We start from the raw sequence: 18143 nt of genomic DNA on the forward strand, positions 1-18143 counted from the left end.
GCTTAAATTTCCCTGTTAAAACGAAAAAAGCCGTGCAAAGTAGCACGGCTTAGCAAAGTTAAACGCGTTGCTGTTTCTGCGCTTTGTACGCTGCAGCGACAAAGCCCTGAAACAGCGGGTGACCATCACGTGGGGTAGAGTTAAATTCCGGATGAAATTGCCCTGCGACATAAAACGGGTGAGACGGTATTTCTATCATCTCAACCAATTGATTGTCGGCCGACAAACCGGATACCACGAGTCCAGCCTCTTCTAATTGTGGCCGCAAGTTGTTATTCACTTCATAGCGATGACGATGCCGCTCCTGAATAACTGCTTTGCCATAAATTTCGCGGGCTTTAGTATTATCAACAAGGTTACAGTTTTGGCTACCTAAGCGCATCGTCCCGCCAAGGTCTGATTTATCAGTACGGGTTTCTACTGAACCATCAGCATCACGCCATTCGGTAATTAAACCCACTACCGGGTAAGGTGTATCTTTATTAAACTCTGTTGAGTGCGCATGTGTCATACCCACTACGTTGCGGGCAAACTCGATTAATGCGACTTGCATGCCTAAGCAAATGCCTAAATAAGGCACGTTATTCTCACGAGCATACTGGGCCGCTAAAATCTTACCTTCAACACCACGCTCGCCAAAGCCACCGGGCACTAAAATACCATCTACCCCAGCCAACACTCCCACGCCTTTGCTTTCAACGTCTTGTGAGTCAATGTATTTAATGTTTACCGTTACGCGGTTTTTAAGGCCAGCATGACCTAATGCTTCGTTTACTGATTTATAGGCATCAGGTAACTCGACGTATTTGCCTACCATGCCAATGGTAATTTCACCGGTGGGGTTCGACTCTTGGTACAGTACCTGTTCCCATTCAACTAAATCGGCTTCTGGCGCCTCAATATAAAACCGGCGACAGACTAAATCATCCAGCCCCTGAGATTTAAGCAGGGCAGGAATTTGGTATATGCTGGAGACATCTTTTAACGAGATCACCGCTTTTTCTTCAACATTAGTAAACAGTGCAATTTTCGCGCGCTCATTCGATGGAATAGCACGGTCTGACCGGCACACTAAAATATCTGGCTGAATGCCAATAGAGCGCAATTCTTTTACCGAGTGCTGTGTTGGTTTGGTTTTAATTTCACCCGCAGTGCCCAGGTATGGCACTAACGTTAAGTGCATGTACAAGGTACGCTCACGACCAACTTCGGTGCCCAGTTGGCGTATCGCTTCTAAAAATGGCAATGACTCGATATCGCCCACCGTGCCGCCAATTTCAACAATGGCAATATCGTAGCCTTCAGCGCCAGCAACAACACGGGTTTTAATTTCATTAGTAATGTGCGGAATAACCTGAATGGTCGCGCCTAAATAATCACCGCGACGTTCACGGCGCAGCACATCAGCGTATATACGGCCTTGCGTAAAGTTATTCAGCTTGCTCATCTTGGTACGAATAAAACGCTCATAGTGGCCAAGATCAAGGTCGGTTTCCGCGCCGTCTTCGGTAACGAATACTTCACCATGCTGAATAGGGCTCATGGTGCCCGGATCAACGTTAATGTAGGGGTCAAGTTTGAGGATGGTTACTTTCAGGCCCCGCGCTTCTAAAATAGCAGCCAGTGAAGCAGCAGCAATGCCTTTACCGAGCGATGAAACCACGCCACCCGTCACAAAGATATATCTTGTAGTCATGAGACCCCTGAGACAATGTTAATCAATAGATGAATACCAAACACTAAAAACAGCAATCACCCAGTGCAGTACACAGGGAAGAAAAGACTGTTGTAGAATTGGTATCAGGACGGGAGAAAATTATAGCAAAGCCTGCGCAGCCACTCAATGTAAAGCTGAGCAGCAATGAAATTTAATCCAAGAAAGCTGTTTTACCGCGTTCTATAACTACCCGATCATCGACTAACAGATATATGTCAGCCAATGTTCAAAGATAGGTAAGAGATTGTTAGCAGCCAGGTTGCTTCAGTTCTTACGCCGTTTAACCTGCTGCCACAGTGCTTCCATTTCATCCAGGTTGCTTTGCTCTGGGCTTTTCCCTTGCGCTGCCAGCGCTTGCTCTACACCACGAAAACGCATTTCAAACTTGGTATTTGCCGCGCGCAGTACGGCTTCTGGATCAAGTTTGTGCTTTCGTACCACGTTAACCAAAGCAAACATTAAATCCCCCAACTCCTCGGTCAGCTCAGGACTGCCTGGTTGGGTTTGTTCTACTTCGATGATTTCCTCTTTTACTTTGTCCCAGCAGCCTTCCACATTGGGCCAATCAAAGCCTACGTTGGCGCAGCGCTTTTGTAACTTATACGCCCGACTTAATGCGGGCATAGCCTGGGGAATATTGTCCAGCACACTGTGTAAACCACTATGTTTGCGCTCGGCGCTTTTTAGCGCTTCCCAGTTTCTAAGCACGGTGTCTGCATCTTCTGCGGTGACATCGCTAAAAATGTGCGGATGGCGCCGCTCTAATTTATCGCAAATCGCCGCAGCGCAATCATCAAACTCAAACCGCCCTTCTTCTTTTGCAATTTGCGCATAAAACACCACCTGAAACAGCAAGTCACCCAACTCGTCTTTTAACTCGTCAAAGTTCTCACGTGCAATAGCGTCCGCAACTTCATACGCTTCTTCCAGCGTGTACGGTACTATGCTGGCGTAGCTTTGTTTTAAATCCCACGGACAGCCGGTTTGCGGGTCGCGCAGGCGGCTCATAATGCCTAACAGTCGGGTAATATTATCTGGCACCTTAATCTCTTTTATGCTTAATGATGAAAGCGTTTCGCTTCAGCAACATCATCTATCTGGCTAATTTTACTCAGTAATTTATTTAATGAGTCCAGGTTATATAGCTCCAAGGTCATATTAATGACTGCGGTTTGCGCTTTGATATCTGAACTACTGCTCATTTTCGTTACATTGGCCTTTTCATTGGCCAAAATGCTGGTGATGTCTCGCAGTAAGCCGTTTCGGTCGTGCGCAACAATACGAATATCTACCTCGTAACCCGACGCATACTTATCACCCCAGGTGGCATCAACCACACGTTCCGGATGGCTATCCTGCAGCGTTTTAAATTGATCACAATCATCGCGATGAATAGCAATACCACGGCCTTGCGTAATATAACCAATAATGGCATCGCCCGGCAGCGGGTGGCAACAACCGGCCATATGCGTTAATAAGTTACCAACGCCCTGTACCACAACATCGCTTTTAGCCCGCGTTGGCGCCAGCGGTTTGGTGATTAAACGTGGGTCGATCTCCGGCTCTTCGGTTTTAACAAACTGGCTTTGAATAAAATGCACGACCTGAGTCACTTTAATCTCGCCACCACCAATGCCGACCAACAGTTCATCCATACTGTTGACATTAAAGCGGGCCAACACCTTGGCAGGAAACTCCATTAGCAAGTTAAGCCGGCTTAATTCGGTATCCAGTAACTCTTTGCCTGCCGCCAGGTTTTTATCACGGTCTTGTAAGCGAAACCAATACTGTACCTTGGAACGCGCGCGACTGGATTTTAAATACCCCAGATGGGGGTTTAACCAATCACGGCTGGGGTTGGGTTCGCGTCCGGTCAGAATTTCAACCTGATCACCGGTTTTCATTTGGTAGGTAAATGGCACAATTCGGCCTGACACTTTGGCACCAATACAGCGATGCCCTACATTACTATGCACATAGTACGCAAAATCCAACGGCGTTGAGCCCATAGGTAAATCAACAATATCGCCTTTGGGCGTAAACACATACACCCGATCTTCAATTACCTGATTGCGCAGCTCTTCAGCCAGATCCGCACTGTCAACTACGTCTTCCTGCCACTGCAGTAACTTGCGCAGCCAACCAATTTTTTCATCATTAGCACCATCTTTACTGGCGACAGCACCTTCTTTGTAGCGCCAGTGCGCCGCAACCCCAAGCTCAGAGTCTTCGTGCATCTGCCGGGTTCTAATTTGTATTTCTACGGCCCTGCCTAGTGGCCCAAGCACCACGGTATGAATGGACTGATAGCCGTTTTGTTTAGGCGTGGCAATATAGTCATCAAACTCTTTAGGCAAATGTCGCCAACTGGTGTGCACTAAACCCAGGGCGGCATAACAGTCTTGTACCCGGTCGGTAACAATGCGCACGGCACGCAAATCAAACAACTGATCAAACGCCAGTTGTTTCTTCTGCATTTTTTTCCAGATACTAAAAATATGTTTGGGTCGGCCATACACGTCAGCAATCACGTTGGCTTCCGCCATTTTTTGCCGCACCGAGGCGACAAAATCTTGCATGTACTGCTCACGGTCTAAGCGTTTCTCTTCCAGCAGACTGGCAATTTGTTTATACAGTTGCGGATGCAGATAACGAAAGGCTAAATCTTCCAGCTCCCATTTTAGTTGCCCTATGCCTAACCGGTTTGCCAGCGGGGCAAAAATGGCATTGGTTTCTTTGGCAGCCAGTACACGGGTTTCTTCATCTGCATTTTTCACTTCACGCAGATAACAAATTTGGGCGGCGAGTTTTATCACTACAGCGCGCACATCTTCTACCATCGCCAGCAACATGCGCCGCAAATTATCGGCCTGCTGCGGATTAACACTTTGATTAGGCCCGGTAGGAATAGTACGAATAGCTTCCATCTGCTGCACCGCACGCAGCATGCCGATAACATTGGCAGGAAATTCAGGCTCCAATTGCTCTATATTAACCTGCTGAGCTTCCAGCAAAGGAAACAGCAACGCTGCAAGCAATGAGTCACTGTCCATCCGCAGTTCTGCCAGTATTTCGACCATCTCCCAACCGGTTCGTACAGCAGGATCAGGCTCTACTAACTGATGCTGCTTCAACCACTCGGCGGCACTCATCAGACTGCTGATTTTCTTTTCATTCAATCCCAGCGAGCACAACCATTCCAGTGTTTCACCACTGTTGTAATCTGTGCTGTGTGACTGACGCACCCTTACCATGTGCTGTTCCCTCTATATTACGACCGGCTGAACAACGCCATTAATTCCAGATGACTGGTGTGCGTAAACATATCTACGCCACAGACTTTCGCTAACGTATAGCCATTTTGTAGCAACATTTTCGCATCGCGGGCAAATGTCGCGGCGTTGCACGACACGTACAATATCTGTGCCGGTTTTAACCGAACAATTTGTTCGATGGCACCCGCGGCACCTGCGCGCGCCGGATCAAGTAACACCTTGTTATAATCAGGCTTGTTCCAACTGGTTTTTGGCCATGCCAAATGCAAATCAGCTTGATATGCTTCTACATTGCTAAGACCGTTTACCTTAGCATTGGTTTCCAGTTGTTGCACCATTTCAGCAACACCTTCCAAAGCACGCACCGTTTTAGCGCGTTGTGCCAGTGCCAATGTAAAGTTACCTATACCCGCATACAAGTCCAGAATAACATCGTTGCTGTTAACGTCCAGCCAACTAAGCGCTTGACTTACCATCTGTTGGTTAAGAACAGCATTAACCTGAATAAAGTCATTTGGTGAAAACTGTAGTGTCAACGCCTGCTCGCTTAACTGGTACTGCGGCGTCACCGTGTTATGCCAGTAACAAAACTTTCCAGGTTCGGCTTCACCTAACCAAACCGCTTCTGGCCACGCATCTACAAATAACGTCTGATCGTGCGCACTTATCGGTTTAATATGACGCAAAATAACATAAGCGGTATCGCCTGCCTGCAATACTTCGGCATGGGTTACTGCCATTGGATCCTGTAGCTGTGGCAACACCGCATTTAACACGTTAAACACCGGCGCTAACTGGGGTGACAACACCATACAATGGTTGACGGCAACGATGTGTTTATCCGCGTGTTGACGGAAGCCAACGCTAAATTGGCGCTGTTTTTTGTCGTACCAAATACTTATACGTGCACGCCGCCGGTAACCGCTGTCGTCAGCTATCAACATGGGTTGCCACGGCAAAACCGTTAAGCCCGTTTGATGGCAAATTAACTTATCTATGCCTTGCTGTTTTAGCTCTCGTTGCGACGTCACACCAAGGTGTTGCAACTGACAACCACCACAGGCCCGGGCATACTCGCAGGGCGGCGTAATACGCAATGGCGACGCTTGTAGCACTTTCACCGTTGACGCTTTTATGAAAGCAGCTTTGTCTTCTGTTACCTTTGCCTGTACACGCTCACCCGGTAGCGCAGCACTGACAAAGACAATTTTTTTTTCGTGCTGACTTATGCCATGTACTTCGTAATCGTTACTGTCAATACTAAAGGTTATTGTCTTGCCCAACAGGCTGGCTTTAGGTTTGGCTTTGTATATGTTTAACATGGCTTCTCTATCGGGTTATAGGCAAGTGCAGTGTCTTATGTCATTATCAATACACTAGTTATTTTTTAATAGCCTGCAACAATGACTAAAATAGGATTGCGTTCGTGGTTACTGCTTTGCACTGTGCTACCAGCTTTGCTGGTTAGTGTATTCTGTGCCAGCTATTTTAGCTATGTTCGCTATCAGGAGATAACACTTTCTTTTACCCAGCAAGCTCGTCAGATTGCCTTACCATTAGCAATCAGTAGCCAGGATTTACTCAGCAGGCAGAATCTAGTTACCTTGCAACAATTGTTTGATAGCACGCACCGTTTAAATTCACCACTGTTAAGCAACATTAGCCTTTTTGATGCTAATCGTCAGCCGTTACTGCACACTAATCCGCAACAGGCCGATGCTGAGCTGCAGCTTAGTCAGATACAGCAGTTACCGGCTAACGGTTTTACTCTGGAGACAGATAAATATCTGGCTGTTTACCAACCGCTGCCGGCGAAAACGGTCGATGACAACAGTAACAACGGCTATATCTTATTACAGTTACCCAAAGCGCAACTGCAGTTAGCATTACAAAATATGCTGCTACACATTAGCATGCTGACATTAAGCTTTTTGCTCGCAGTAACCATACCGACACTGTTTTTACTCCGGCGGTTATATCAGCCGGTAAGACGACTACAGCAACAACTACAGCAGCTAATTAACGGCCAAACACCAAACGTCGTCGCCGATGGCATGGTCCGTGAGTTATCTGCACTGCAAAATAGTCTGATCCAGCTTAGTGGCCGTTTAAGTGCACAAGAGCAAGAAACGCAGCAGCAAATAGAGCAAGTTACCAGCGATTTGCAGCAGAGTATGGAACAGTTGGAAGTACAAAACATTGAGCTAGATTTCTCCCGGCGCAAAGCGCAGGAAGAAAACCGGCAAAAATCAGATTTTCTGGCAAAAATGAGTCACGAACTGCGTACACCGCTAAACGGGGTTATTGGCTTTACCCGTCAATTGCTCAAAACGCAATTGTCCAGCAATCAGTATGATTACCTAACCACCATCCAAAAGTCCGCTAACAGTTTGCTGCGTTTGGTTAATGACGTGCTTGATTTTTCTAAATTGGAGGAAGGCCGTTTATCCATTAACCCTGAGCCATTTTCACTGCGCGATTTGCTAAATGATGCTACCGAGCTGCTTGCCGCAAATGCCTTTGAAAAACATCTGGAACTGGTGTTAATGGTTGAGCCTTCCTGCCCGGATGATCTGGTCGCCGACCCTACCCGCTTTGTGCAAGTTTTGATGAATATCGCTGGCAATGCGATTAAATTTACAGATCATGGCAGCATTGTTATTCGGGTATCAGCAACTTTACTAAATGAAGACCAACTGTTTCTTCATTGCTCCGTACAAGACACCGGCCGAGGCATTAATGAAGTGCAACAAGCACAACTATTTCAAGGCTTTACACAAAGTGAATCGCGCAGTCATCAATCAGGTTCTGGCCTTGGTCTAATGATTTCACAGCGACTGACAAAGGCCATGGGCGGCAATATTGGTTTTGAAAGTAAACCGGCTGAGGGGTCTACTTTTTGGTTTACTCTTAAATGCCTGAGACACCAATTATCTGTTGCAGACAGCCTGCCGCTGGACGTGTTAGAAAATAAATCGCTATTGTATTTTGAACCCCAGCAACATTCACGCGAAGCGACGCTTAGTGTGTTGCACAGTTGGGGATTGCAGGTAACAGCATGTGCGACGAAAGGCCAGCTACAACAAGCATTGGCTCAGCGTAAGCGATACGATATTAGTCTAATTGGCCGAACCATTGCACTGAATCAAGTTAATCAGGTACTTGCCCTTATTCAGCAAGTAAAACCTCAAAGCGGTCATACCTGTTTGTTAGTCAATACCCTGTCACCGCATTTAAGAGAATCCATCCTTAGCGCGGGAGCCGATGCTTGTTTATCTAAACCGCCTCACTTACGTAAGTTGGCAGCGGCGTTAGCGCAACCGTACCTAAGTGAAAAAACCATCATTGATGAGCAGTCTGACCAAAGCCTAAGTAACTTAAAAGTGCTTACTGTGGATGACAACGATGCCAATTTAAAACTTATCAATACGCTTTTGGCAGAGCAAGTAGAACATATTGATTCAGCTCAAGACGGCGCAGAAGCGTGGCATAAGGCTACGCAGCATGTCTACGATATTATATTTATGGATATCAATATGCCGGTAATGGATGGCATTACCGCGTGTCAGCGCATTCGTCAAAGCTCCTTAAACGAACACACTCCCATCGTTGCGGTCACGGCTCACGCTGTTGATGGTGAACGTGCGCGCTTGCTTACGCTAGGTTTTAATGAGTTTTTAAGCAAGCCGCTGGATGAAAATATGTTGCACTGTACGCTGCGCGAGTTTTGTCCTGTAGGCCGTACTCAGCCCCCTGCACCAAACTGGCCCGTTAGCAAATTAATTGACTGGCCGTTGGCGCTGGAACGCGCTAGTGGCAAGTGCAGCTTAGTAAAAGAAATGCTACAAATGCTCGTAAGCAGTATTCCAGCAAGCCGCGCTGCCATGCAACATGCTCAGGCTACACATAATACTGCTGAATTACTCCAACAAGTACATAAACTGCATGGTGCCTGTTGTTACACCGGCGTACCCCGGTTGAAGCAACTGGCAGAATTGCTTGAGACTCAGCTAAAGCAAGATGAAAAACTTGCACAGCTGGAGCCTGAACTGCTTGAACTGGATGATATTATGCAAGCGTTGTGGCAAGAGAGCCAGCAATGGAGCGACTGGTAAAGCTTGTTTATTGTCGCTCCAGAATGACCGTTGCAGCTGCATAAGCTTGCTCATCGGTGATCGATAACCAGATATGGCTAACCGCCATGGTCGCAGCAAGTTCAGCCGCATAGTCACTTAAGCTTAACAACGGTGCACCGTCAGCATTATTACTAATATGGATATGCTGAAATGAAACACCGCGGCCAATACCTGTGCCCAGCGCTTTTGCTGCCGCCTCTTTTGCCGCAAAGCGTTTGGCGAAATAGCGTGCCGCATTAGCAGGATGCTTATCAGCCATCGTAGCGAAGATAACTTGCTCACTTTCTGTTAATACTCGCTTCAGTAAAGCTGGGCTGCGCGTTAAGCTTTGCTCAATGCGTGCTATCTCGACAATATCGGTTCCCAACCCCACTATCGCCATGTTATCGACGCGCCTCAACCATCAGTCGCTTCATCTCACGTACAGCCGCGTCTAAACCGCTAAACACGGCGCGTGCTATAATGGCATGCCCAATGTTTAACTCGTACATTTGCGGAATAGCAGCGATAGGCTGCACATTATGATAATGCAAACCGTGGCCAGCATTGACAATAAGCCCCAGACTGGATGCAAACTCTGCCGCCTTGGCTATACGCGCTAACTCAGCTGCCTGCGCGACGGCATCGGTGCATTCTGCGTATTTACCAGTATGAATTTCAATGTAAGGTGCACCCGCTTTCGCCGCAGCCTCGATTTGTGCATGGTCGGCATCGATAAATAACGACACCAGAATATTCTGCTCACGCATCTGAGTTACCGCATCGGTGATGCGGTCTAACTGACCGGCCACCTCTAAACCGCCTTCTGTCGTCAACTCCTGACGTTTCTCGGGCACAAAGCAAGCAAAATGAGGGGCAAGTTTGCCAGCAATCGCAAGCATTTCGTCCGTTACCGCCATTTCAAAATTAAGTCGGGTTGCAATGGTTTGACGCAGTACAAACACATCACGGTCAATAATATGCCGCCTGTCTTCACGCAAATGTACGGTGATCCCATCTGCACCTGCTTGTTCAGCCATCAACGCAGCGTGAACCGGCTCTGGGTAATAAGTACCACGTGCTTGGCGCAACGTGGCAACGTGATCGATGTTTACACCAAGAAAAATAGGATTCAGCATGTCTTACTCCGGACATTGTCGAAAAAAATATTATTGCCCCGCAAATAACGCCCGGCTGGCAAGGGGTTTAGCTCCAAGCAGTGGGGTGAGTATTTGCCGGCTAAGCTGTTTAGCACAGCGACGTGTTTCTGCATCTTGCCACTGACCCGTGCCAATATTTAGCAAGTGCTCACCCCGAAATCCGCTGACAGCAGCAACAAACCCTAACTCGCTGTGCCATTGATAACTGGCGCTGGCTTGCAATGCTTCACCACAATTATCGTACTGCCAGTCAATAGGCAACCCTAGCTCTGCTAACAGCGCAAACTCAAACTCTCGCAGGCAAGGCTCCAACTCCACCCCCTGCTGCTGTACCATCCATAGCTGGTGTAAGCTTTGCTGGTAAACATTAAACAGCTGCTCTGCTGCTAAATTATCCGGCCATAACCGACACACCAGTTCATTGAGATAGATTGCGCTATAAAGTACCTTACCGCTGAACAAAAATGCAGGTTGAGCTTCGTCTATCGTTTTTACCGTTTTTAGCTCACTGCGCCCGATTAACTGCAACATAAACAATTGATAAGGTTGCAAGGCTAATCGTTGCTTACCTTGTTTCTTTCGCACCACTGCCGATAATCTGCCTTGTTCTGGCAGCAACAATTGCAAAATCAGCTTATCTTCGCCAAACGGGCGGCTATGTAAGATGTAAGCAGGCCAAAGTTCAGCGTGCATGCAATGCTAGTCTTCGCCGTAGCCCAAGCTGCGAAGTGCCCTTTCATCGTCTGCCCAGCCCGACTTCACCTTAACCCATACTTGAAGGAACACCGGTTGTTCCAGCATGGCGGCCATATCAATACGTGCTTCAGTGGCAATGGTTTTAATACGCTCACCTTTATTACCAATAACCATACGTTTTTGGCTTTCACGCTCAACTAATACCAGAGCGGCGATATGGTAGTGTTTCTCTTCCCACTTAAAACGTTCAATCTCTACGGTCACCGAATACGGTAGTTCGTCGCCTAAAAAGCGCATTAACTTTTCCCGTACGATTTCTGCAGCCATAAAGCGCATTGACCGGTCTGTTACATAGTCATCCGGAAAGAAAAACTCGCATGGCGGCAAGTGTTTTTGCACTACCGCCCGCAGGGCATTGATATTGTCGCCTGTTTCAGCAGACAACGGCACTACATCGACAAAACTTAGCTGACTACCCAACCATTGCAAATGCGGTAGCAGGGTGTCTTTATCGCGATAAAGATCAACTTTGTTTACCACCAACACCACCGGTTTTTTCGACGCGATTAGTCGGTTTAGCACCATTTGGTCATCATCAGTCCAGCGCGTACCCTCAACCACAAACAGCACAAATTCAACATCCAAAATAGAGCTGGCAGCGGCTTTATTCATTAAGCGGTTAATGGCGCGTTTTTCTTCAATGTGTAAGCCCGGCGTATCAACATAAACGGTTTGATAATTTTCCCGAGTATCTATACCAACAATACGGTGACGCGTGGTTTGCGGTTTTTTTGACGTAATACTCACCTTCTGCCCAACCAACTGGTTTAGCAGTGTCGACTTACCCACGTTAGGCCGGCCAACTATAGCCACTAGCGCAGCATAAGTTGGAGTTGCAGTGCTATCTGTCATGCTTAATTTTTTCCAGCGCCATATGAGCGGCGTCCTGCTCTGCCTTGCGGCGTGAACTGCCGGTAGCGATAAAAGGATCCATACCTGCAACCGAGCAGCGTACAGTAAAGGTTTGCTGATGCGCCTCACCAACAGTGGCAATAACATCATACAACGGCAATGCTAAGCGTAGCCCTTGCAGGTATTCCTGCAACAGGGTTTTCGAGTCTTTCTGCTCACCGGGAGTAATGGTTTCCAGCCTGGAACCGAACCAAAACAGGATGCGCTCTTTACAAGCTTCCATTCCGGTATCAAGGTAAATAGCGCCTAAAATGGCTTCAACGGCATCAGCTAAAATAGACTCACGACGAAAGCCACCACTTTTAAGCTCGCCTGGGCCTAAACGTAAATATTCAGATAGTCGCAGCTCTTGAGCTATTTCCGCTAACGTGACCCCTTTTACCAAGGTTGCACGCATACGGGTTAAATCACCCTCGCGGGCTTTAGGGAAATTAGCGTAAAGGGTTTCAGCAATCACCAGGCTTAATACCGCATCACCAAGATACTCCAGTCGCTCATTATGCTGACCTTTGCAACTGCGGTGTGTCAGGGCCTGCTCCAGTAATGCAGGTTGTTGAAACTGATAGCCCAGCCGGGCTATCAGGGGATTTAACGATTTTTGCATGTTTGTCTCTTAACGGCGTGGTACCAAACCTCAGCCAATAGGGCCAAGACGCTCAAAACGCACACCTGTTGGTACCCAACCCGGTATCCAGCTGTTCGGGTCAGTATTAAATTCAAAACTCATCCAAATAAACACCGCTTTGCCAACCATGTTATCTTCTGGCACAAAACCCCAGAACCGGCCATCCCGGCTATTGTCCCGGTTGTCACCCAATACAAAATAATGGCCATCGGGCACAATAAATTCATCAATGGCTGTGCCGCGCTGTTTAAAGAAAAACTCGGTATGCTCTCGCCGTGCCGGGGTTTGTAATATATCGTGTGACACGTCGCCAAGCTGCTCGGTATAACGGCGTTGTGGGTACTGCTCTTGATAAAACTCGCCTTCGTTTTGTAATGCCAACTCAACCATTTCCAGCTTTTTGCACGCTGCGCTTAGTTCTGAAGCACAGGCCTTTTCAATAAACAACTGTTTATTACGGTAGATCACCCTGTCGCCAGGTAAGCCGATAACACGTTTAATATAATCTACCGTCGGCTGCTCAGGGTACTTAAATACAGCAACGTCACCGCGCTGTGGTTTGGCATTGCTGTAAAGCGTACTGCGCCAGACCGGATCTTTTACATCGTAGGAGAATTTTTCCACTAAAATAAAATCACCGACTAACAGCGTTGGCATCATAGAACCAGATGGAATTTGAAACGGCTCATAAATAAAAGAGCGGAATATGGTAATCAGCGCAATGACAGGGAAAATCGACTTTGCCGTTTCAACAATCTGCGGCTCTTTTACCAGTTCTGTACCGGCAGCTTCTGGCAAACTACCACCAGCAGCCGCTTGCGCTGTGGCAAGTTTTTGCTGGCGTTTTGGCGCCAGCACGAATGCATCAAGTAACCAGATAAGTCCGCTGGCGAGCGTTAGCAACACCAGAAAAATTGCAAAGTAACCTGCCATGTAAAACCCTTAATTATTTACCAACTTTTAAAATGGCTAAGAAGGCTTCTTGTGGAACTTCCACATTACCCACCTGCTTCATACGTTTTTTACCGTCTTTTTGCTTTTGTAATAATTTTTTCTTCCGACTGATGTCGCCACCGTAACATTTAGCCAATACGTTTTTACGCATTTGCTTAACGGTGGTACGTGCAATTACGTGATTACCAATCGCCGCCTGTATGGCGATATCAAACATCTGCCGTGGGATCAGCTCTTTTAATTTTTCAGCTAATTCACGGCCACGACTTTGGGCAAAATCGACATGGCTGATAATGGCCAGCGCATCAACCCGCTCACCGTTGATCAAAATATCTACCCGCTGCATATTTGACGTTTGGAAGCGTTTAAACGCGTAATCTAATGAGGCATATCCACGACTGGTTGATTTTAACCGGTCAAAGAAATCCATCACCACTTCAGCCATTGGCAGCTCATACGTTACGGCAACCTGGCGGCCGTGATACAACATATTGGTTTGCACGCCACGTTTTTCGATACATAGCGTAATAACATTGCCTAAATATTCTTGCGGCACCAGTATATGGGCTTCAACGATAGGCTCACGAATTTCGTCAATGTCGTTTACCGCGGGCAAACTACTGGGGTTATCTACCAGTAAAACTGTACCGTCTTTCTTGACCACTTCATAAACTACCGTAGGAGCGGTTGTAATCAGGTCCAGATCGTATTCACGCTCCAAACGTTCCTGAATGATTTCCATATGCAGCATGCCAAGGAAACCAATACGGAAACCAAAACCCAGTGATGCAGAGTTTTCTGGTTCATAAAACAGCGATGAATCGTTCAGGCTTAACTTAGCCAATGCATCACGGAAGTCTTCATAATCGTCTGACGATACAGGAAACACACCAGCATAAACCTGAGGTTTTATGCGTTTAAACCCTGGCAGTGGCTTCTCGGCACTGTTCTTTGACAATGTGAGCGTATCACCAACGGGTGCACCTTTAATTTCTTTAATACCGGCAATAATAAAACCGACTTCACCGGTATTCAGCGCACCAGTATTGGTGGCTTTAGGGCTAAAAATACCTACCTTATCAACTTCGTACACTTGACCGGTTGACATGATTTTAATCTTATCTTTAGCTTTAATACTGCCGTGTTTAATTCTTACCAGCGACACAACGCCCTGATAGGCATCAAACCAGGAGTCAATGATCAGTGCTTGCGTTGGCTGCTCTGGCTCGCCTTCCGGTGGCGGGATTTTTTTAACGATTGTTTCGAGAACATCTTTAATACCAAGGCCGGTTTTTGCTGAACATTGCACCGCACCCATCGCTTCAATACCGATAATATCTTCAACTTCCTGCGCCACCCGCTCCGGTTCAGCTTGTGGTAAGTCAATTTTATTCAGTACCGGAATAACTTCTAAATTCATGTCCAGCGCAGTATAACAATTGGCTACGGTCTGCGCTTCAACACCTTGTCCGGCATCAACAACCAACAATGCGCCTTCACAAGCAGCCAACGAGCGGCTTACTTCATAGGTAAAGTCGACATGGCCCGGTGTATCGATAAAATTCAGTTGGTAGGTTTCACCATCGTCTGCTTTATAATACAGCGTAACGCTTTGTGCCTTAATGGTAATACCGCGCTCTCGCTCCAGATCCATTGAATCCAACACTTGCTGTTGCATTTCGCGATCAGATAATCCGCCACAGAACTGTATTAACCGATCTGACAATGTCGATTTACCGTGGTCGATATGGGCGATAATAGAAAAGTTTCTGATGTGATTTAGTTTAGGCATGTTGTCCGCAAAACAGTGAGCGTTGCACCTGGTTGCAAAGATGGCCAAGCCATAAAGCACCGTCAGCGTCAACGCGGGTTATTCCGATAAATTAGCGCGAATTGTACTCTATCCCGCGTCTGCTTGCTATGTGTTATTAACTGCAGCGTGTCATTGCGTGGTGCTGATGGTTTTAGCGTATCTGCTGTTGAATACCCAGCGAAGGCAGGACGTCAATAATATGGATGTGTGTATGTTTTTCCTGATACTGTCCATAGCGACGTGCAATGATAAAGCCTGCAAATCCGCCACTGAATCCAAACAGCACCACACCGCCTTCATTTAAGCCCAGAGCATTAGCAAGCAACGCCAATGTCAACAATAGCAGTAGTGGCAGCATATAAACCATGAGAGCAGCCATTAGCAGGCTTTGCTCAGCCAAGCCAATTTTAACTTGCTCACCAGGCAACAATTTAAGTGTGCATGGCACGAAAAAGTGGTGTTTACGTGCCGTCAGCGTCTTTGCCACTATGCCAGTACCGCAATCATCATTAACCTGGCAGGTATTGCAAGTGGCAACGGGTGTTGTGGTAAGCCAAACCCCTTCATCGCTGCAAGAGACGACGGTTGCAATTTCCTCAACCATTACTGTACCGATGCCGCTAACTGGCGGGCAGTATCAATGCTAACAGGACCGATAACGGTAACCTCCATTTTGTTACCAGCCTGAACAAAGATGGTTGTTGCGCCATCACGATACGCCTGAGTGGGCAACCGCTGCGAATTCTGCACAAACACTGATACCTGATGCAAACCATCGGTTAATAACCAATAGCTCAGTAAACTTTTTTCCAATTGTGGAATAGTGGCAGGCTCAGTCACTTGCTGATACCCATCTGGCAACCACGTAAGTTGATGGCTGGTTTGAGGTAAAGCCTTATCAATACTGTCGGCAGGGGCAGGCAGATCCGCATCCATCAAGGCGCGCAAATTTTCCGGCAACTCAGGACTAATTTGCATATGCGTCACTAACCAGCGTTCCAACGGAGTTTGCTGTTCAGATAAGGTATCGATACGCAGAGGAAAGCCGGTTTCAGCATCCAGCCAAAGCCAATAATTATATCTGCTACTCTGCTTTGCAGTTAAGCGCAATAACTGTGCATTACGCCCAGACATCACCGCACTACTTCCTGCAATCGCATTGTAAAGCTCACTCACCTTGCTTTTCGGTTCAAACAGCAGTGATGGTAGTTCAGGAATACTGCTACTGCGGGTAACAAATGCTGGCCGGTCTGTAAGCAAATAATAAACCACACTATCACGACGCAATATATCAACGCCGCTGGTATCCAGAGGAATAAGGTGTTCTATTTCTTGCGTATCTGTGCGGCCATGTAACCATCGATAGGTGTCAACCTTAGTGCCTTTAAGCACGACAAATGAGGTATCGAAATTATATTGTTGAACGGCGTGCTGCACTTTGTCGAACAATGCCCAGGCTTCTTGTTCAGCATGGGCAAATCCCGACAATACGACTAACACTATGGCACTACATACGCCAGAGAATCGCATCATTATTGCTCGTTCTGTCCAGTTCCAGTATCTGGTGTGTTATGGCTAGCCTGTTGGGCCTGCTCCATAACCCTAACCTGCTGGCGATGAGCATTTAACAACGCCTGCAAGCGTTTTTGCTGCTCTAGCATAGCCTGCTGTTCTTGCTCGGCAAAACGATCAGACACGGTGGTTTGGCTTAAGCTGACCGGCGTTGCAAATCCAGCAATAGGCTGCGTTTGCAATAACGGCTGCGGGCTTAAAGCTGCTTCAGGTGACTGTTGATATTGCTGCACACCAAACACCGCCATTAAAGCAACACCTGCGGCAATCGCTCCTTGTGCTACTGGCTGTAACCAAGTGCCATTAGCCGCTACGGCTACCGCAGATTTGATACGCTGTAACATGCTGCGATTCGACTGCAAATTATATACAGGCTCATCCGCTAATTGCAGCATAACATCATCGCTAAAATTAGCTTGCAGCGGGCTGTGCGTCTCACGGCGCAAAGTAGCGCCAATCAGATTGTAACGCGCAAGCGTGTTTTGCAGTTCGGCGTCGCTTAGCAAGCGGTCAAGCTGTGCTTTGGTCAGTGCGTTGTTATCACTGGCAGCAGAGAGCCAATCCTGATGTTCTGATGACATAATGTTTCCTGTCTTAGTTACTGATTTTGCCCTGATGGCTAGCTTATCAACGGTTTAAGCTGTATATCAATGGCTTCTCTCGCCCGAAAAATACGGCTTCTGACGGTGCCGATAGGGCACCCCATAACATCCGCAATTTCTTCATAACTTAACCCTTCCAGCTCACGTAATGTAATTGCAGTACGCAGCTCGTCCGGCAGTTTTTCAATGGTGCTAAACACCACATGTCGGATCTCATCAGACAACAATAGCTGCTCTGGTGAGTCCTGTTCTTTTAACGCATCACTGCCCTCAAAATATTCAGCATCTTCAGCGTCAACATCTGTTGCCGGAGGCTTACGCCCATTGGCAACCAGATAATTTTTAGCACTGTTAACCGCAATACGATACAGCCAGGTATAAAACGCACTTTCACCGCGAAAGCCTGGAATAGCCCGATACGCTTTAATAAAAGCTTCCTGGGCTACATCTGCTACGTCTCCGTGGTTAGAGACATAACGCGAAATTAAGTTCGCAATACGATGCTGATATTTTTTCACTAGTACATTAAACGCGGCTTTATCGCCTTGCTGTACACGCTGGACAATCTGCCAGTCCAATTCTTGCTCGCTCATGTTCGAGCTAATCCCCTGTAATACTAATTATTAAGCTAACTGGCGCTGG

Annotated in this window: 16 protein-coding genes; 1 reads left to right on the forward strand and 15 read right to left on the reverse strand. The window is 47.1% G+C overall.

Annotation, left to right across the window (positions count from 1 at the left end):
• Positions 1–58 precede the first annotated feature (58 nt).
• The 4 genes from pyrG to rlmD form a co-directional block, all read right to left on the reverse strand.
• The gene (gene pyrG, locus ORJ00_RS14625; RefSeq protein ID WP_305974202.1) at positions 59–1696 is read right to left on the reverse strand and encodes a CTP synthase; all 1638 of its coding nucleotides are present in this window, start codon (positions 1694–1696) and stop codon (positions 59–61) included.
• Between the two features lie 285 nt (positions 1697–1981).
• Positions 1982–2758 (reverse strand): nucleoside triphosphate pyrophosphohydrolase, encoded by a 777-nt coding sequence (gene mazG, locus ORJ00_RS14630; protein WP_306136530.1) that lies wholly within the window; start codon positions 2756–2758, stop codon positions 1982–1984.
• 17 nt (positions 2759–2775) lie between these two features.
• Positions 2776–4971 carry a GTP diphosphokinase gene (gene relA / locus ORJ00_RS14635; RefSeq protein ID WP_306126892.1) on the reverse strand — a complete coding sequence of 732 codons (2196 nt, stop codon included), beginning with the start codon at positions 4969–4971 and terminating at the stop codon, positions 2776–2778.
• Between the two features lie 17 nt (positions 4972–4988).
• On the reverse strand, positions 4989–6314 hold the full coding sequence (gene rlmD, locus ORJ00_RS14640; RefSeq protein WP_027670471.1) for a 23S rRNA (uracil(1939)-C(5))-methyltransferase RlmD: 1326 nt from the start codon (positions 6312–6314) through the stop codon (positions 4989–4991).
• Between the two features lie 81 nt (positions 6315–6395).
• On the opposite strand from rlmD, the gene barA reads away from it, so the two are divergent.
• Positions 6396–9107 carry a two-component sensor histidine kinase BarA gene (gene barA / locus ORJ00_RS14645; protein WP_306140198.1) on the forward strand — a complete coding sequence of 904 codons (2712 nt, stop codon included), beginning with the start codon at positions 6396–6398 and terminating at the stop codon, positions 9105–9107.
• A 7-nt stretch (positions 9108–9114) separates the two neighbouring features.
• Here barA and acpS read toward each other — a convergent pair whose 3' ends face one another.
• The 11 genes from acpS to rpoE all read right to left on the reverse strand — a co-directional run bounded on the left by acpS (position 9115) and on the right by rpoE (position 18094).
• Positions 9115–9510, reverse strand: coding sequence for a holo-ACP synthase (acpS, locus tag ORJ00_RS14650; RefSeq protein WP_027670469.1), 396 nt, complete (start codon positions 9508–9510; stop codon positions 9115–9117).
• 1 nt (position 9511) lies between these two features.
• The gene (gene pdxJ / locus ORJ00_RS14655) at positions 9512–10246 is read right to left on the reverse strand and encodes a pyridoxine 5'-phosphate synthase (RefSeq protein ID WP_037053851.1); all 735 of its coding nucleotides are present in this window, start codon (positions 10244–10246) and stop codon (positions 9512–9514) included.
• A 30-nt stretch (positions 10247–10276) separates the two neighbouring features.
• Entirely contained in the window at positions 10277–10960 is a 684-nt protein-coding gene (recO, locus tag ORJ00_RS14660) for a DNA repair protein RecO (RefSeq protein WP_306136527.1), read from the reverse strand.
• A 6-nt stretch (positions 10961–10966) separates the two neighbouring features.
• Complete coding sequence (gene era, locus ORJ00_RS14665; RefSeq protein ID WP_027670466.1) at positions 10967–11875, reverse strand: GTPase Era; 909 nt, start codon at positions 11873–11875, stop codon at positions 10967–10969.
• Positions 11865–12539, reverse strand: coding sequence for a ribonuclease III (gene rnc, locus ORJ00_RS14670; protein WP_027670465.1), 675 nt, complete (start codon positions 12537–12539; stop codon positions 11865–11867). The genes era and rnc overlap by 11 nt, the downstream gene beginning before the upstream one ends.
• Positions 12540–12569: 30 nt before the next feature.
• The gene (lepB, locus tag ORJ00_RS14675) at positions 12570–13493 is read right to left on the reverse strand and encodes a signal peptidase I (protein ID WP_027670464.1); all 924 of its coding nucleotides are present in this window, start codon (positions 13491–13493) and stop codon (positions 12570–12572) included.
• A 13-nt stretch (positions 13494–13506) separates the two neighbouring features.
• A complete protein-coding gene (lepA, locus tag ORJ00_RS14680) occupies positions 13507–15306 on the reverse strand; it encodes a translation elongation factor 4 (protein WP_027670463.1) in 1800 nt (599 codons plus the stop codon).
• A gap of 172 nt (positions 15307–15478) precedes the next feature.
• Positions 15479–15931 (reverse strand): SoxR reducing system RseC family protein, encoded by a 453-nt coding sequence (locus tag ORJ00_RS14685; protein ID WP_306140199.1) that lies wholly within the window; start codon positions 15929–15931, stop codon positions 15479–15481.
• Complete coding sequence (locus ORJ00_RS14690; protein WP_306140200.1) at positions 15931–16860, reverse strand: MucB/RseB C-terminal domain-containing protein; 930 nt, start codon at positions 16858–16860, stop codon at positions 15931–15933. Before ORJ00_RS14690 ends, ORJ00_RS14685 begins: the two co-directional genes overlap by 1 nt.
• Entirely contained in the window at positions 16860–17480 is a 621-nt protein-coding gene (locus ORJ00_RS14695) for a sigma-E factor negative regulatory protein (RefSeq protein ID WP_051219757.1), read from the reverse strand. The genes ORJ00_RS14690 and ORJ00_RS14695 overlap by 1 nt, the downstream gene beginning before the upstream one ends.
• A gap of 38 nt (positions 17481–17518) precedes the next feature.
• Complete coding sequence (rpoE, locus tag ORJ00_RS14700) at positions 17519–18094, reverse strand: RNA polymerase sigma factor RpoE (RefSeq protein WP_027670460.1); 576 nt, start codon at positions 18092–18094, stop codon at positions 17519–17521.
• Between the last annotated feature and the right edge of the window lie 49 nt (positions 18095–18143).

The sequence above is a fragment of the Rheinheimera baltica genome, from assembly GCF_030731985.1.
GTDB classification, from domain to species: domain Bacteria; phylum Pseudomonadota; class Gammaproteobacteria; order Enterobacterales; family Alteromonadaceae; genus Alishewanella; species Alishewanella baltica.

What these genes read in the sequence shown, in the direction of transcription:
- ORJ00_RS14690 (WP_306140200.1), bottom strand. Translation starts at nt 16,860, where the DNA reads ATGATGCGATTCTCTGGCGTATGTAGTGCCATAGTGTTAGTCGTATTG.
- pdxJ (WP_037053851.1), bottom strand. Translation starts at nt 10,246, where the DNA reads ATGCTGAATCCTATTTTTCTTGGTGTAAACATCGATCACGTTGCCACG.
- ORJ00_RS14695 (WP_051219757.1), bottom strand. Translation starts at nt 17,480, where the DNA reads ATGTCATCAGAACATCAGGATTGGCTCTCTGCTGCCAGTGATAACAAC.
- pyrG (WP_305974202.1), bottom strand. Translation starts at nt 1,696, where the DNA reads ATGACTACAAGATATATCTTTGTGACGGGTGGCGTGGTTTCATCGCTC.
- ORJ00_RS14685 (WP_306140199.1), bottom strand. Translation starts at nt 15,931, where the DNA reads ATGGTTGAGGAAATTGCAACCGTCGTCTCTTGCAGCGATGAAGGGGTT.
- rpoE (WP_027670460.1), bottom strand. Translation starts at nt 18,094, where the DNA reads ATGAGCGAGCAAGAATTGGACTGGCAGATTGTCCAGCGTGTACAGCAA.
- rlmD (WP_027670471.1), bottom strand. Translation starts at nt 6,314, where the DNA reads ATGTTAAACATATACAAAGCCAAACCTAAAGCCAGCCTGTTGGGCAAG.
- era (WP_027670466.1), bottom strand. Translation starts at nt 11,875, where the DNA reads ATGACAGATAGCACTGCAACTCCAACTTATGCTGCGCTAGTGGCTATA.
- lepB (WP_027670464.1), bottom strand. Translation starts at nt 13,493, where the DNA reads ATGGCAGGTTACTTTGCAATTTTTCTGGTGTTGCTAACGCTCGCCAGC.
- lepA (WP_027670463.1), bottom strand. Translation starts at nt 15,306, where the DNA reads ATGCCTAAACTAAATCACATCAGAAACTTTTCTATTATCGCCCATATC.
- recO (WP_306136527.1), bottom strand. Translation starts at nt 10,960, where the DNA reads ATGCACGCTGAACTTTGGCCTGCTTACATCTTACATAGCCGCCCGTTT.
- relA (WP_306126892.1), bottom strand. Translation starts at nt 4,971, where the DNA reads ATGGTAAGGGTGCGTCAGTCACACAGCACAGATTACAACAGTGGTGAA.
- barA (WP_306140198.1), top strand. Translation starts at nt 6,396, where the DNA reads ATGACTAAAATAGGATTGCGTTCGTGGTTACTGCTTTGCACTGTGCTA.
- rnc (WP_027670465.1), bottom strand. Translation starts at nt 12,539, where the DNA reads ATGCAAAAATCGTTAAATCCCCTGATAGCCCGGCTGGGCTATCAGTTT.
- acpS (WP_027670469.1), bottom strand. Translation starts at nt 9,510, where the DNA reads ATGGCGATAGTGGGGTTGGGAACCGATATTGTCGAGATAGCACGCATT.